The organism is Anaerocolumna jejuensis DSM 15929 (assembly GCF_900142215.1).
In the GTDB taxonomy this organism is placed as follows: Bacteria; Bacillota; Clostridia; order Lachnospirales; family Lachnospiraceae; genus Anaerocolumna; species Anaerocolumna jejuensis.
Genome location: NZ_FRAC01000022.1, coordinates 1 through 16,308, shown reverse-complemented (window position 1 = coordinate 16,308; position 16,308 = coordinate 1). Strand labels below are relative to the sequence as shown.

The 16,308-nt window shown below is 38.2% G+C and carries 12 protein-coding genes; 4 read left to right on the top strand and 8 right to left on the bottom strand.

The annotated features are described in order from the left end of the window. Window positions 1-123 precede the first annotated feature (123 nt). The 8 genes from BUB77_RS19520 to BUB77_RS19475 form a co-directional block, all read right to left on the bottom strand. The gene (locus BUB77_RS19520; RefSeq protein WP_073278535.1) at window positions 124-4,446 is read right to left on the bottom strand and encodes an InlB B-repeat-containing protein; all 4,323 of its coding nucleotides are present in this window, start codon (window positions 4,444-4,446) and stop codon (window positions 124-126) included. A 754-nt stretch (window positions 4,447-5,200) separates the two neighbouring features. After that, window positions 5,201-6,337, bottom strand: coding sequence for a response regulator (locus BUB77_RS19510; RefSeq protein ID WP_073278533.1), 1,137 nt, complete (start codon window positions 6,335-6,337; stop codon window positions 5,201-5,203). 19 nt (window positions 6,338-6,356) lie between these two features. After that, window positions 6,357-9,452: an ATP-binding protein gene (locus BUB77_RS19505; protein WP_073278532.1), complete on the bottom strand. Its 3,096-nt coding sequence runs from the start codon at window positions 9,450-9,452 to the stop codon at window positions 6,357-6,359. Window positions 9,453-9,795: 343 nt separating this feature from the next. Next, a complete protein-coding gene (locus BUB77_RS19495; protein WP_073278530.1) occupies window positions 9,796-10,107 on the bottom strand; it encodes a hypothetical protein in 312 nt (103 codons plus the stop codon). Then, a complete protein-coding gene (locus BUB77_RS19490; protein WP_073278529.1) occupies window positions 10,104-10,493 on the bottom strand; it encodes a hypothetical protein in 390 nt (129 codons plus the stop codon). The genes BUB77_RS19495 and BUB77_RS19490 overlap by 4 nt, the downstream gene beginning before the upstream one ends. Before the next feature lie 70 nt (window positions 10,494-10,563). Next, window positions 10,564-10,773, bottom strand: a complete 210-nt coding sequence (locus BUB77_RS19485) for a bacteriocin immunity protein (RefSeq protein WP_073278528.1) — start codon at window positions 10,771-10,773, stop codon at window positions 10,564-10,566. Window positions 10,774-10,910: 137 nt separating this feature from the next. Then, complete coding sequence (locus BUB77_RS19480) at window positions 10,911-11,297, bottom strand: hypothetical protein (protein ID WP_073278527.1); 387 nt, start codon at window positions 11,295-11,297, stop codon at window positions 10,911-10,913. Between the two features lie 145 nt (window positions 11,298-11,442). Further along, window positions 11,443-11,850, bottom strand: coding sequence for a hypothetical protein (locus tag BUB77_RS19475; protein WP_073278526.1), 408 nt, complete (start codon window positions 11,848-11,850; stop codon window positions 11,443-11,445). Window positions 11,851-12,465: 615 nt separating this feature from the next. On the opposite strand from BUB77_RS19475, the gene BUB77_RS19470 reads away from it, so the two are divergent. From BUB77_RS19470 to BUB77_RS19455, 4 genes are all read left to right on the top strand, one after another. Further along, entirely contained in the window at window positions 12,466-13,167 is a 702-nt protein-coding gene (locus BUB77_RS19470) for a response regulator transcription factor (protein WP_073278525.1), read from the top strand. Between the two features lie 3 nt (window positions 13,168-13,170). After that, window positions 13,171-14,094: a sensor histidine kinase gene (locus tag BUB77_RS19465; RefSeq protein WP_073278524.1), complete on the top strand. Its 924-nt coding sequence runs from the start codon at window positions 13,171-13,173 to the stop codon at window positions 14,092-14,094. 293 nt (window positions 14,095-14,387) lie between these two features. Next, entirely contained in the window at window positions 14,388-15,311 is a 924-nt protein-coding gene (locus BUB77_RS19460) for an ABC transporter ATP-binding protein (protein WP_073278523.1), read from the top strand. After that, the gene (locus tag BUB77_RS19455) at window positions 15,304-16,086 is read left to right on the top strand and encodes an ABC transporter permease (protein ID WP_084124483.1); all 783 of its coding nucleotides are present in this window, start codon (window positions 15,304-15,306) and stop codon (window positions 16,084-16,086) included. The genes BUB77_RS19460 and BUB77_RS19455 overlap by 8 nt, the downstream gene beginning before the upstream one ends. The last annotated feature ends 222 nt before the right edge of the window (window positions 16,087-16,308 follow it).

The following is a 16,308-nucleotide window of genomic DNA, read 5'->3' as shown; positions in this document are numbered from 1 at the left end:
ATTATATCATAAAATACACAGCGAGGAAAATTCTGTGTTTTTACGTATAAAAGGGTGTGGCTCCAGCGGAACCACACCCTTTTATTCATGGTATAGACTCTTTATTGATGTGCTATATCCTGATTACTTAAAATAATAGTTAATAATATATCCCCTGCGGATCATATCCTCACAGGCTGTTTTAGCTGCTGTTTCGTCTTTAAAGTCTATTGATACCAGGTAATATTCCCCTTTTTTCTCAACTACAACATTGGTACCTTTATAATCCTGCTCAAATATTTCAGCAACATTATTGGCATAATCTTTGCTGCCGATTAAACCAAGATTGACATGGCTCTTATATACCTGGACTTTGCGGGTAATTTTTAGTGTATATACCTTACTTGAGGTCCCATTCTCAGCTGTTACCTTAAGATATACGGTGTTAGTACCTTCCTTTAAGTCAACCTTGCTGTTTGGTAATTCCTTCTTTAAAGCCTTATCGCTATAGAGCTTTAGAGTAGCTTTACTGCTTACCTTGGCATTTATTGTAAGAGAAGTCATTTCCTTTGCTACTGCGGCAGTAATGGTATTTCCTTTTATTGCTGCCTTCTCCGGTATTAATACCTTTGTAATAACTGCTTTAGCGGACTTATTTCTTGTAATACTTAATTTATATACTTTTGTCGTCTTATTTTGTGCGGTTACTTTAATATAACTTGTGTTAACACCGGTTTTAAGAACCAGCTTACCCTTGGCTGCTTCCTTTTTAAGGGCTTTATCCGTATATAACTTCCACGCTGCGTTTTTACTTACTGCGGCTTTTACAGTTAAACTGCTGATTTCATTTGATACGGATGCAGTAATACTGCTTCCCTTAATCACGGCATTTGAAGGTACCGTAATCCTGGTGATTTCTTTTGCTGCAGATTTTAAGAAGGCATCTGTTTTTACTACCGTAAAGGTACTAAACTTTGTAATATGGAAGTGTATTCCATATAGACCTTCCTTGTATTCTACAAGTTCTCCCTGTACCAGCTCCTTATCACCATCCGAATGTTCAATATATACTGCTAATTGCTTTATGAAATCTTCTCTGGCTGCTGTACTGGCCGGAATAGTGATACCTGTCAATGGCAGAATTATTTCTGTATCAGCGGAGGGCATATTAGTCTCAATTGTAATGGGATTGCCTATAACGGATACCGCAGCGTTCGTGTTGCTGCTTACCAGCGCTGCATTAAGCCTTGCCTGATTAGAGATTGTTTTTTTCTCCGCATCATTCTTAACCGGCACCAGACGGAAGTAGAGAGCGTCTGTTAATAACTGACTGGCACTTTTAACGCTTTCTTTTGGCAGACTGACTTTTGCTTCCTCTGTATCAATTTGAAGGCTGATTCCCCCATCAGCTAAAGTTTCTAAAGATGCAACTGATACATTGACCCTTGTCTCAGATACTTCATCCTTTTCATCGGGTATTACAATTCTTGCTGTATCTTTTCCTTCTGCTTTTAACTTTTGCACCGTCTCAGCAGCTTTATCGCTTTGATAGGTTACTTTATCTGATTTCTCTCCGTTTTCTTTGGTGGTTCTTTCAATGGTAATCTGTGATGCAATACTATTTGTATTACCCTGTTTTACATCAACAGTAATCTGCTCTGTGCCGGCTGTCTGTGCACCAGCTGACGGTGTACCAGTTGACGGTGTTCCGGTTGATGGTGTTCCGGGATTATTATTGCCCGGACTTTCGATTATGTCAGCAGTCCATTTTGCATAAACCGTTATATCGGCATTTATGATTGTCCCGGAAGTAAAGGCACTGCCGGTGCCGTTTTCTCCCGTAAACCAGCCGTCAAAGGTATAGCCTGCTTTTACCGGGTCCGCAGGCCAGTTGTCACTTCCAAGGCCTGTCCCGTCATGCGCCGATTTTGTTATAGTATCAAGTCCGCCGTACTGAAAGGTAACTGTATGATTTTCGGCACCCGCAGGTGTAATTGTCAATTTCTGAAGTACATCCCGGTTATCTGTCGTATATGTAATAATAACAACGGAAGATTCTGTTATAAGCTCTTTTCCGTTGGCAGGATTAGTTGTGATACCTTTAGTACCAAAATCTTCATAGGGGACATCTTCACTGCTGCCATCACTTTTATTAAGAGTTACCACAAGTCCGCTAAGATCAAGAGCTTCTCCTTCATGATAGGTAGTTTTAACAGGTGCAGATTTTATTGTTACGGAAGTCACTGTTATATTGCCCGGATTTTCGGTAACAGGTGCCCATTTCGCAAAGACTATGATATCGGTATTTACTGCCGTATTGGAGGTAAAAGCGGTTCCGCTGCCATTTTCTCCAGTGTACCAGCCTTCAAAGGTGTAACCAGCCCTTACCGGGTCAGCAGGCCAGATATCACTTCCAAGACTTGTCCCATCCGGCACTGATTCTTTTATGGGGTCACGATCACCATACTCAAAGGTGACTGTGCGGTTTACAGGAGCTTCCGGTGCGCCTGTTACGGTAACACTAAGCACTGGGATAAATCTTTTATAGTTACCATTATCAACCATTATTCCAGGCTTGTTATTCTCAATTGTCCACTTAACTACTGATTTTGAATTAAAAATGTATAAATCCTTTTTAGTTCCATATGCATAAGTTACATTTTTGTTGGTTCTCTCCCAGGATATCATCGTACCATAACCTTCTCCGGTCAGAATTTGAGAATATCTAGGTACTTTATACACACTCACGGCATTTGAATTCATATCGGAGCAGGCAAACACTATTCCGCCGATCACCTCAATAGTACCGGCTTTTTTCAGTTCAATTGCAACACCTTGGCCAGAAGTAACAAAAGCCTTGCCGGATATGCTTACATTACCTCCGGAATAAACAGCCCAGCCTTTATTGTTGTCAACCTTTCCTCCGCTAATCAGGACATCCCCATTGGAATTGATGGATGCACCATCCGATGAATATACACCTCCACCGCTAATCTTAACAACAGAATGGCTGCCGACTGTATAAATGGTATCTCCTTTAAAGCTGTTTAAACCGCCGCCTGACACTTCAACAGAAGTATTTTCTCCTGAAGTGTAAATTGCGTGACCGGAAGGTACATCTATTGCCCCTCCCTTTATAAGGATACTGGATATTTCATCTCCGGCTTTTAAGGCATTGTGATCATACAGACCACTGTAATCAACCATTGTAAGAGCACCATTCTCACCTAATTCAAATGATCCTGCGCCGTTAATACGCAGTAAGTCCACAATGTCATTCCCATTCCCGTTAAAATTGGCATCCCATATTACTTTTACACCCGCCGGAATAGTAAGGGCAAGGGTTTGGCCCGCCATACTCGCAATTCCTGTTACAGTTACCGTTTTATCTTCTTTGTTTACCTCTGCCTGAAAAAGGCCTGTATTACCTCCGGCTGTATAGCTTTCAATTGCTACCTTTAAAGCATTCAGCTCTGCATCAACCGGATTATTATACTGCATAATTTCAAAATAACCGCTTTTTACAGGAGTTCCCGCAAGGCCGCCTGCATCCTTTGGAGTCACTTCAAACCGAAGGTATTTCTTGAAATCCTCTTCCTGTATGATATATCGCTTGGCAGTTTCTCCCGAAATTGCTGTTTCATTCGTACCGTTTAAATCATCACTTCGGTACCACTGAAAGGAACTTTCCCCTTCATCATCCCCATCTGCATCCTGAAAATCATAAATGCCATCCAGATACTCTCCATAGCTATCCGGTGTTATATTTACGTTCTTTGCAGTGGGTGCTGTATTTGTGGTTTCCTGGTGTTCACTGGCAGTGATGCTTTTAATAAAGTAACCTACATTAACTTTTGAAGAAAGGCCTCCGGAGATTACGAAGGAATCAATTCCTTTAAAAGCACTTTTATCTGATAAGTCATATATAAGGTTATCTCCGCCGCTATATTCTTTATATTTTATTGAATTTCCTGATTGATTTGCAATGGCATCATCAACAGGAATGTCTTTCTTGTATCCCGTCAGCTTTATATCGGTATACGACGTATATACATCGCAGTAAGCTAGAACAACAGAGTCAAGATCAAAGCTTTTTCCATCGCTCCGTGATATTACAAGCTTATGTATTAATCTGTCTACCTCGTCGTTATCTGGGTAGCAATCAATCCACGCTCTTAGATATTTACCATAACTTCCTCCGATTAGCTTATATTCCACAGATAAACTACTATCCGGAAGATCGCTGGTCGTATACATTGTAAATTTATATCCATTCACATCACAGGACAATCCATTTTGTGCCGATTGGTTACGGATAAAATCAACATCCTCCTCAAAATTATCAAAGGTGGTAGTCTCTCCGCCCGAAGCAGTCGCCTTAGCAACCATGGATGGAGTTGTTGCAAGTCCCAGTACTAATGACAGGGACAGAAAAAATGATATAGATTTTTTTAATAATTTTTTCATGAGTCCTCCTTTAAAATTTAATATATGCCAGTCGGGGCAGATGACATATCATTTATTTGCACCGGCTTAAAGCCATGATTTCCTGCCGGAAAATACGCTGCACACCCCTCATGTGCAAACTTTTTCCAGGTAGTCAGTTCACATGATTACAGAACTTCTACAAAAAGAGTTTATCAGACTAACTGTTGCAAATTTGTTGCAATATAACTTATTCTGTCGGGGAAAGGTGGATTTTGTAACATGGATATGAGATTAGGCTGACAAAGAGCAGTTTTTCGCAAGGGGACGGCAGTTTGTATAAAATAGAAAGCTTCCTGCTTCGATTCCAATGTATAAGAAGTCCTAATTTTCTGAAGCTTTTGTGCTGGATATATCATCAAATAGATAACTCGCAAAGCTCAGACAATCTGTTTGATGATATAGCACAAAAGCTTCAGAAAAAAGGACTTCTAATACATTTCCATAGGCGCAGGAAGCTTTCTATTTTATACAAACTGCCTGTTTTCTATGGATACAGGGCATTTGTTGGGGGAATCATAGGTATGATTCAGATATTATAAGTCAATAGTATGTTTATTGGATATATACTTGGATAATAAAAATATACTAAGCTCTATGAAAGATGCTTCGTTGCATTTTTGCACTCTAATTATACAGAATTAAAAGCTAAGATTAACTTTTGACACCTCGATCAAATATTGATACAAAAAAATATGGGAGATAAGTATCTGGACTTATCTCCCATGTTTTTTTATTAAGCATCCTGTATTAATGTCTGATAGCATTCCTTTAGCTTTTCTCCCGGCTGCATATCCAAATCTTCTTTCAGGAGCTCTGTATAATTCCGGTAATATTTCATAGCTTCTGACCTGCCGTAACTGCGGTGATATAATCTAAATGCAAGCTCCCTTATTTCATCATCATAAGGCTCATACCTGGTAAGCCTTTCTACAATATTTAATATCCGAAGTGAATCCTGCTGCCCTTTTCTGTAATAATCAATCAGCTTATGGGCTGCTATTTTAAAATACCTATGATACAGTGTCCTGTACATATCGCACCATCCGCTGTCAAAGTCCTCTAATAGCATATCATTATAGCTTAGAATAATCCCTTCATAGGTTAGCAGATTATCCTCTGTTATAAGATAATTTATATCAGCTATATTCTCCAATAGGAATACATCTGCTTTTATTTCTTCGGATATCTCCAGTTGATAGCCGTTTCTTGTGGACTTCAATGCTATTTGGATATCATTCTCCCGGAAGGTTTTATTTAATCTGCTTATTGTACTCCGCAAATTTATATCACCTTTACTTACATCCTTATCCGGCCAGATTTCATCCATCAGCTTCCACTTAGATACCTCGGTACCCCTTTTTTGTAACAACATAAAGCAAAAAACTTCTGCCGCCTTAACTGTCATAAACCTGAGGCTTTTGCTTTCATCCTCTCTATAAATGGATGTTTTCCCAAACAAAGATACCTTTACACACGTTTTATTATTCCTTTTACCTTCCTTTATAGATTGTTTATTCCCTCTTCTTTTTATAATACGTTCGATGGACCTTTCGACCTGCCCCGGAGTAACCGGCTTTAAGAGATAATCTAAGGCACTTACATCAAAGGCTTCCAGGGCATATTGATTGTGCCCTGTTATAAATACAATTTCACAATCCATATTAACATCACGTATATTTTCAGCAAGCTTAAGTCCGCTGATCTCAGGCATTTCAATATCCAGATAAAATACATCTGCATATCTTATCGGGTCATATTCTAATGCTTCAAAGGGATTTGTAAAACAATAGACCGTGAATCCTGATTTTCTTAATAGTCTGCTTATATGCTCTGCTGCTAACACTTCATCATCGATAACAATAGCCACCATCTATGCAACTTCCTTTTTTTTATACAGGTATTCTCATTGTTATACAGGTGCCCTCATTTTTTGCACTCTGTATATGCAGATTTTCACCATATTCATTCTCCAGCCTTTTATTTACATTCTTCAATCCGATACTGCCATCCGACGTATCCTTTAATAAAAGCTGCAATTTATCCTCCTCTATGCCTACTCCATCATCCTTAATGCTTATTACAATTTCCTTTAATTGCTTTTTAATGGAGATTGCCACTGTTCCACCGGCCATTCTTCCCATTACCCCATGTCTTATTGCATTTTCTACTATAGGCTGAATTAGAAAAGCAGGTATTTGATAATCCTCTACAGCCGGGTCATAATTAAATAAAATCCGCAGCCGCTGGCCGAACCGCGCTTTTTCCAATTCTAAATAGGAGTTGACCAGGGATATTTCCTTTCTTAATTCAATAAAGGAATGATGAGGGTCAATCTCCAGGATGCTGCGCAAATAGTGACTCAATTCTCCCAGCAGATTTCCTGCCCGCTCAGAATCGCTGTAACACAAAGAAACAATACTGTTAAGGGAATTATATAAGAAATGCTGTTTAATTTGAGACTGCAAAAATACTGTTTCGATTTTAATGGCATCCTGCAGGGCTTCCTGCATTTTTCTCAGGGTTATTACCTTGTTGATTAACTCTTTTGCATTAAAAGGCTTTACTAGGAAGTCATTGGCGCCTGCCTCCAGACCCGTTTCAATATCTTCCGTAGCATTTCTCACGGTTAAAAGCAGGACTGGAAGTTCAAATAAGGTATACCGGCTTCTTATCCGCCTGCATACTTCATAGCCTGAAATATCAGGCATAACAGTGTCAACCAATGCAAGCTTAATATTCTTGTCGCTATGAATAATTTCCAGTGCCTGTACACCATTATAGGCAACAATAGGTTCAAATTCATCCTTACAGATATCAAATAAGAACTTAATGCTGACCTTATCATCATCCACCAGTAAAATCTTAGGCTTTTTTGTTTTCTTAAGCTCTGTTTCTACCGTTTTAGGGCATTCCCAATAAGGTACAGCACCCTTTTTTATCATTGACTTAGCTGCTATAGTACTGCGGACCTTTTCGGACTTTCTTGCCTTTGGAGCCTTAGGAAGCCTTATAACAAAGGCTGATTCTTTCTCTCCTTCGGATTCTATACAGATATCTCCGCCCATATTGACTGCAAGAAGTTTTGAAACATATATACCAATTTCAGTTGGAACATTTCCCTCTGCCCCACTGTTGGTCTCAGGAATATATTCCTTTAAAAGTTCATTATGAGCGTAATCATCCATCTCTTTGCCGGTCCTCCATAAATAGATATGGATATTCTGCTTCGACTCCTGCACATTGATTTTAAGACAGCCATCCACAGAACCCTTTAAGGAATAACCGATCAGATTATGGATGATTTGTTCCATCCTGTTTTCATCTGCCGTAACATAATACCGTCCCTGGGGTATCTCATTCAACAATTCTACGGCATTATCCCTATTCATATACTTTACTGTTTCCAGGACCGCATTTACCAGCCCATAAATATCAAAATCCTTTATCACTAACTTCAGCTTATTATTTTTCAGGTTTTGATAATCTATCATGTCATTTACCCAATCTGACATTTTCTCTGTAATACCTGATATGTACAGCAAATCATCCTTCCGGTTCTGTAAAGAAATATCCGCTTCTAAGTTTAATAAGCCCCTTGTTATATTTGTAATGGTATACAACGGTGATTTAAATTCATTGGAGGTATAAGCTAAGAAATCATCTTTTATTTTATCTGCAGCAACCAGATTTTCATTCATTATTTTTATATCTTTATATGCTTTCAAATACTGATCCGCAAACAAGTAGCACAGACCAAGAAGTAATAATATATACGTTAAATTCGGAACTGAAAAGCTTTTTACCACAGAGGAATAATAAAGGATGGACGAAATATATTCATTTATAAACTGCAGGTCTAAAAACATCAAAAAAATGACTGCATTTCTGGAAATTCCCTTATGCCGCTTATTTATAATACAGTAGACCATCCGCAGGGCCACCAGGGAATATGTCAATAGATAGATAGCTGTTACCCCTTTTTCAAAAACCACCATCAATCCGTAGGGTACCGCTAAAGTTACAGCCATACAGCAAATCATGATGCTCACAATTAATTTTATGTAGGCTGCCGTTAAAAGCTCCCTGCTCATTTCTCGAATGAATAAGCATAAAAAAATAATATTGACAGCAACAGAGGCGGTCCTGATCTTTATATCCATTAAATAGGGTGTAAAATCTGACAGCATATAGAAGACTTTTGCATTAGCCGTTGCTGTAATGTATGCGAGACTAATACAAACCACCGCCATATATAATAACTTTTTCTCATCCTTTTTTCTCAAAAAGATTACAAAACAAAAAGTACTTGTCAAAAGAAGGAAGGCTGTTATCAAAACATCCATTATGATTTCTCTGGTATATTCCCATGTAATATCCTTTTGCTTCCCCAAATATATACTCTGGATAATTCCGCCGTTATAATAGTTTATATTGGCAACTTGTATCACCAAATCAATTGTGCCAGTATTTTCATTCTCTCTATTCAAAGGAAAAAATACAGTCATAGGCAGATTATTCGCAACATACCCGCTTTTTTCATCAGCTGCCGGATTACCGCAGCTTTCCATTTCTTTTCCGTTGACAAATATTTTATAGGATAAGCGGATATTCTTTATTCTTATTCCCATAATATCCAAATCATTATTAACTCGAATTTTTAACCGGTAGGTACCAATACCATCATCCTTTTGAATACCTTTTAACTCTCCTTTACTCCACCTGCCCGGAACCTGGACATGTTCGGATGCCGTTGGGAATTTATTCATATCCTGGGGTGTAAGCAGTAAATTAGGATAAAATCTCCATTCTCCATCCAGCTTAACACTCCCGTTCTGATTAAAATCCCAACTGCTCAAGTCAAGAAATCCCTTTTGCCCCTTAGGCATTTCTTTCTCTTTTTGACTGATAAAGGTTATAATAGCTGGTAACAACGTAATTGTTATTATCAGCAGCAAAAGCCTCTTTGCATTCAGCAGCTTGTTCACGTCAGAGTCCTCATTGCATTTCTTTTGTAATTTTTACCAATTAATATTATTCCTATAGGATAAATAACGATATTTATTGCATAATCTTATCATTGATTTTATAGTATTACAATATATATTTCACAATGTTCATCAGGAAGCATGGGGTCGAAAAGGATGCAGGTTAAAGATTGGGGGCAAACTCTTCACTTATTCGAAATACAGCAGCCAGAGAGTGGACTGAGAGGACTTTTTCATAGTGGTTGGATTCCTTGGATGGCATTAGGGTCGCAACCCGGGCGCACTTGCATTAAAAGCCCAGTTACACATCCGGTACCGATTCCTGATAATCCATTTTATTTAGCTAGTACTTAATTGTTATATTTTCGAAGACCTTTTCTTGTGTAATACCGCTCTTGTTTTTAATAAAAATTGTAAATATATTAGGTTCATAATAATTATACTTCTGATACTTTTTTGCTTCATCAACAGCGGTTAGTATATCCACACTCTCAGAATCAATAAAACATAAAATAAAATCAGCAAACATCTGTAAAATTTCTAAATGACTCATTTCTCGTAATTTACCCTCATAAACAATATTATTATAAACATCACTTGAGGTATATGTTCCCTTTGAGTTTTCATCAATAAACATAAATAATTTCTTTATCAAACACAAACTTCCACTATTCCAAAATAAGAAATACCATTTTCACAAAATAAACTCATGGATAAATCCGTTCCAGTGTTTGACATTTCTAATCTGTATAACATTCCTCTATCTAAGCTAAATCTTAAAGAATTTAACAATTCTTCATTAATTTGTCCATCGCTATAACTCAAAATTTTTTTAGAATCATCCTGTTTTATACTGACTGAAATTGAATTAATATAAAATTCATTTGAGCTTATCCCCACCGTTTTCCTCCATCTTTTCATTAATAAAATCATTGTACTTTTATTAAAAGTATAATTAAAATCTTCAGCTGCTTCTTTTATTTCTATATCTTTTGAACTTAAACCTATATCTACTCCCCACTTTAAAAGTTCTTTTGACATATATCTTACAAGTCTAATAGTCTCCTGTACTCGATTGGACAAACTATAGAAAAAAACGGTCGTATATTTTTTATAGTATAATAGGCTTATAATTTAAAGCTATATCAACAATTTGTTCTGCTGTTTTATCTTCTCCCCAAAATATTAAATCACTAATCTCCGGGTGAGGAACATTTTCCTCAAGTTCCAGAATCATATTGTCAATTTCCTCCTCCGTACCATCGCAATCCATAATTTTTTTCACAAGTTCGATAAGCTCTTCTCTAGCTAATTCTTGCATATATCATCTCTCCTTTAATTATTAAAATTTAATTTGAGATCTACTCCTCTGTAATCTAATTAAAATAATTACAACAATTCTTACTTATATCACTTCTTATTTCCATAAATCATCGATTTCTTTTGCAGCTTTATCACTTAAAATTTGTTATCAATTTCATAAACCAGTTCAGATAATTCATCTTCTGTATAGGTAAACGGGCTGAAATAATTGTGGATTAAATTAGCTTTCTGCTGGTAATCTGAAGTTCTCCATTGACTAAATTGGATAATATTACTGATTGCTCTTTCCTTGTAAAAATTCTGATTTTTTATTTTTCTCCATTCTGTCCAGTTTTCCTTACCTTTTTTTCCCGCCTCGCATTCTGCCAGTCTATCCAGTAATTCATTATATAGTCTTGCAACGATAGGACTGCCCGGAACAGATGCATTTTCTGGATTTTCATGAAATTTTGCCTCTAAAAGAGCTTTATGTAGATTTAACATATCATAATAATCATGTATACTAAATTGTATATTACCCATTTGAAATCATTCTCCTTTACATTAAATGCTACATTTTCTTCATGGGGTATTGGAATCCATATTTTTATATTTATATCGCTTGAGTAACTTCCTCTGCCGTAGCAATTCTCAAATATAAAGAGGGCGTCTCAATTCCTCTTTATAATTAAATTTCGCTACTGATGCCTTCATGTAACCAATTTGGAATATTCTTATCTGAGAATGGACGTAAATTTATTAATTCATATTTTTGTGCATAAAGTAACTCTTTTTTATGTTTTCTCAGTATCTCTAGATTGAATAGATGTATTACTCCAGCTGCTGAATATCTTGCATCATTTGAATAATCTTCGCTTTCATCCAATAAAATCTTAATTATTACTTTAAACAAATTGCTATCGTTATTGTTTTCTTTAAAAAAATTTATTAACGCATCTCCTTTTCTACTATATTGAGCGAAAATAAGATATTCCCGTATTAGCTCTTCATCATAACAATTATCTTTTTTAACCTGGGAATGAATTAATTCATCCACTCTTTTCTCTGCCCATTTATTATAATCTGTGCTGCTCAAATTGTTATTCACTCCTATTCCGAATCATTTTAAATAATCTTTGTACAACTACCATGAGTAAGATAGAAAGTACGTTTTACCCAAGATAGTTGTAATATATAATGAATTTCTGTGTGTTTCTGCCATTCTCCTCTCGGATTTCTCCAATATCAATCGTGGTACACGAGCCCGTTACAATAAGCGAGAAGTATGTTAGTATTGTAACCACAGTATACCCATAGCTGCTGCCGAAGTCTATATGCGAATTGTAATATTTCAAAAAATGCCCCTCACTACTATTAAGGAAAAAGTGAGGGGACTGAGCGGCTGATAAAGTTAAGATTTATTTGCTTGATTTTATTCTCAATGGCGTATACATTAAAAGTCATAGATGTAAAATGGAGGAAGATATGTGCATATTATATTCCACAAGGCGGGCAGCTTATAAATGAAGAATCTCAAAGCGAAGAATACAAAAGCTCTGTGCGAAAGCAGAATTGACGGAGCGGTTCACTTCGGTCATGCATGGGCACTTCTAAAGAATACACCATAACCTGCAGATAAACAGACTAAAGGAACACAAAAAATAATTTTGCCTTTCTCTTACGAAAGAAAAAAATAATAAATACGAGGAGGATGAACTTGGATTACAATATTCTAGTGATTGACGATGACAAAGAATTATGCGCCTTAATTAAGCAAAGTGTAGTAAAAGAGAAAATAAATGTTGATTACTGTTATTCCGGTACGGACGGACTGGCACTGCTGGAAAAAAACAATTACCAGCTTATTCTTTTGGATGTGATGATGCCGGGAATGGACGGATTTCAGACAATGGAGAAAATAAGGGTGACAAGCAGCATCCCCATCCTTATGCTGACTTCCAAAAATGACAGCATGTCAAAAGTTCAGGGGCTTCGTTCCGGTGCGGATGACTACTTAACAAAACCCTTTGACATGGAAGAATTGATTGCCCGAATTATTTCTTTGATACGCAGATATACACGTTTTAATTCAACGGGCAGTCATTCACAGCCGCTTTCTTACAAAGGGCTGACCATAGATTTTGACAGCCGAAGTGTTACAACGCAAAATGGTACATTTGAATTGCCGCCAAAAGAATTTAATCTTCTGCTGTTCTGTGCGAAAAATCAGGGGAGGATTTTGACAAAGCAGCAGATTTATGAGGAAGTATGGGGTGAGCCTTATGTATATGATGACAGCAACATTATGGCTATCATCAGCCGCCTCCGGAAAAAAATTGAACCTGACTCCGGAACACAGCTTTACATCCAGACGGTAAAAGGGATTGGCTATCGCTTTAACAAGGAGGTGTAGGTTATGCTTCTGGATGTAGTTTTAGGCATATTATTTTGCCTTGCCTTCTTGTTTAGTATAGTTTGCTTCCTAAAACTGATTGGTGTAAAACGGCAGCTTAGGGATATGACAGATGCCCTGAATGATATTTGGGCTGGAAACGGCAATCGAAAAATCCTTGCCGCAGACAATGAGCTTACCGCAGAGCTTTCGTTTAAAATGAACGAAATTGTTTACGCCTATGAAGAACAGCTTTCACAGCTGCGGGCAGCAGATGAGACCAATCGTCAGCTTATGACCAGTCTTTCACATGATGTAAGAACACCTCTTACTACGTTGCTGGGTTACTTGGATGCAGTTCACAGAGGGGTCGTCACCGGAAAGGAACGCGAGAATTATCTTGAAATTGCCAGGCGCAAAGCCCATGACCTGAAAGAATATATTGATATTTTATTTGACTGGTTTAAACTGAACTCCAGTGAATTTTCCTTATCCATCGAACAGGTAGAGCTTTCGGAACTGACACGCAATATTCTGAAGGACTGGATTCCTATTTTTGAAGAAAAGAAGCTGAATTATGAAATCGAGCTTCCGGATAAACCCTTGCTAACAAAAGTGGATTTAGATGGGTATGCCCGTATTATCAATAATTTAGTACAGAATGTCATGAACCATAGTCAGGCTTCGCAAATCAAAATTGAGATGTCCCAAACAGAATCGGATATCAAAATTTTCGTGGAAGACAATGGAATCGGTATTGAAAAATCAGATTTGCAGCACATCTTTGAACGGTTATATAAATGTGATAAAGGACGGTCCAATAAAGGAAGTGGATTAGGGCTCGCCATTGTCGGGCAGATGGTGGAAAAAATGAATGGCAGAATCACTGTACAGAGCGAACCAGACAAATATACGATTTTTACTGTTTTCTTTCCTTTGGATTCTTGAGAGAAGAGGCTGTTGTAAAATGAAGCTCTGCGGAATATAACTTGGCACAATAAACTGTTTGACAGACAGATGATATGATTTGTATGCTTTAAACGAACATATTATGTACGATTTTAGCATACAAATCATGCCAGATGTCGGCCAACCGGTGTGTGAGGCAGGTTATACTCCGCAGAGCTTCATTTTGCAATCCTTTGTTTTACATAAATTGCAAGGTTAATGCAAGGTTATGGCAAGGTTATTGCAAGGTTGACATGCTAGACTGATTCCAGTAAGAAAAGGAGGTTCCTAATTTGAGTGATTTTATAATTGAAACAAAAAATCTTACTAAACAATATGGAGAGCAGAAAAGTGTTGCAAACCTGAACATCCATGTTAAAAAGGGCCGCATTTATGGCTTGCTCGGCAGAAACGGTGCAGGAAAAACCACAGCCATGAAAATGCTCTTAAATCTGACAAGACCTACTTCCGGAGAAGTTCAAGTTTTTGGTAAAAGCATTCAGGGAAACGAAAAGAAAATTCTGCCCCGCATTGGCAGCTTAATTGAAGCACCGGGATTTTATCCGAATCTGACAGGTACGGAAAATCTGAAAATATTTGCCCAGCTTAGAGGTGTTACTAAACGTTCTGCTGTCAAGGACGCCCTGGAGGTCGTGGGACTTCCCTATGGTGATAAAAAGCTGTTCTCCCAATACTCTCTTGGTATGAAGCAGCGCTTAGCCATTGCCCTTGCTATCATGCATGATCCGGAGCTGCTGATCCTGGATGAGCCAATCAACGGGCTTGACCCAATCGGAATTGCCGAGGTGCGCTCATTTATCCGGGAGCTTTGCGATGGGAAAGGAAAAACCATATTGATCTCCAGCCATATTCTTTCAGAAATCTCTTTGCTGGTGGATGACATTGGAATCATTGACCATGGCGTATTGCTGGAGGAAGAAAGCCTCTCCGAGCTGGAAGAGAAAAATGGAAAATACATTCATTTTGTAGTTTCCGACACAGCACAGGCTGCCAGAATTATGGAGAGAAACTTCGGAGCCAAAAACTTTACGGTGGAAAATGACCATAGTCTGCGCTTATATAATAACAATTTTTCTGTGGCTGCACTAAACCGTGCCTTCATTGAGAACGGATTGGAGGTATCCGAAGCTCACACCTGTGAAGATACCCTGGAGGACTACTTCAAGCGTATAACCGGAGGTGAGGGCATTGCGTAACTTGCTTTTATGTGAATTTAAGAAGCTAAAGAGGAAGAAATTCGTCTCCTTTGTGGTGCTGGCCGCATTCGTTTTCCCTATCCTGGGTTCAGCTCTGGTAGCGGGAAGCTCAAGTACAAATTTTTCAGATATGATCAGCTTCGTCCATGAAGGCAGTGGATTTCTGCTGCTGATGCCGCTGCTGGTTATCTTGGCTGCCAATCTGTTTTTCTCGGAGCAGGACAATGATACCCTCAAGAACCTGCTTTGCATCCCTGTTTCGAAAGAGCTGCTGGTATTTGTAAAGCTGTTAGTGCTTCTGATCTTTTCCGTTGTATTTCAGATTGTTGGATTTGTGGTCAATACGGGAATATCCCTTTTGTATCATATTCCGCTGACAGATTTTAATCTGCAATTTGCCTTAACAGCAGCAACGGGGATACTTTTGTGGGCGGCAGCCCTGCCTTGCATTGTGCTGGTCATTTGGTTTAATAAAAGCTATATTCTTTCCGTAATTATTGTATTCTTTTATACACTCCTCAATTATGCCATGCATTTCAGCGATGCGGTTCTGATGCAGCCTTTGGGGTTTAATGCAGGTACACTTATGCCAATTCCAATGATTTTTCGCTGGCTGTATCAGTTCTATACTCCAGTAGGTGAAATTCAGACGGCGTTTTACAATCGCTTCAGCCTATATTTTGCTTCTACCACAGCCTGCTTTATCGTACTGCTGCTCGAAGCAGCGGTCTGTACTTTTTTGATGATCCGTATCTATCGGCGTAGAGAAGTGTGACAGAAAAATGCTATCACAATCCATTATTTATGGCAGTACCGCAGACAGGTCTGCGGTATGCAATGGGAGCTAAGTATGAAAGAAAAGCGCTTTCATACTCCATTATTTATGGCAGTACCGCAGTCAGGTCTGCGGTATGCAATGGGAGCAAAGCGTGAAAGAAAAAGCACTTTCACACTCCATTATCTATGGCAGTACCGCAGACAAGTCTGCGGTATGCAA

Bases quoted from the DNA above. Each gene is read 5' to 3' on its own strand.
- BUB77_RS19520 (WP_073278535.1), bottom strand. From the start codon at position 4,446: ATGAAAAAATTATTAAAAAAATCTATATCATTTTTTCTGTCCCTGTCA.
- BUB77_RS19510 (WP_073278533.1), bottom strand. From the start codon at position 6,337: ATGGTGGCTATTGTTATCGATGATGAAGTGTTAGCAGCAGAGCATATA.
- BUB77_RS19490 (WP_073278529.1), bottom strand. From the start codon at position 10,493: ATGTCAAAAGAACTTTTAAAGTGGGGAGTAGATATAGGTTTAAGTTCA.
- BUB77_RS19485 (WP_073278528.1), bottom strand. From the start codon at position 10,773: ATGCAAGAATTAGCTAGAGAAGAGCTTATCGAACTTGTGAAAAAAATT.
- BUB77_RS19480 (WP_073278527.1), bottom strand. From the start codon at position 11,297: ATGGGTAATATACAATTTAGTATACATGATTATTATGATATGTTAAAT.
- BUB77_RS19470 (WP_073278525.1), top strand. From the start codon at position 12,466: ATGAACTTGGATTACAATATTCTAGTGATTGACGATGACAAAGAATTA.
- BUB77_RS19465 (WP_073278524.1), top strand. From the start codon at position 13,171: ATGCTTCTGGATGTAGTTTTAGGCATATTATTTTGCCTTGCCTTCTTG.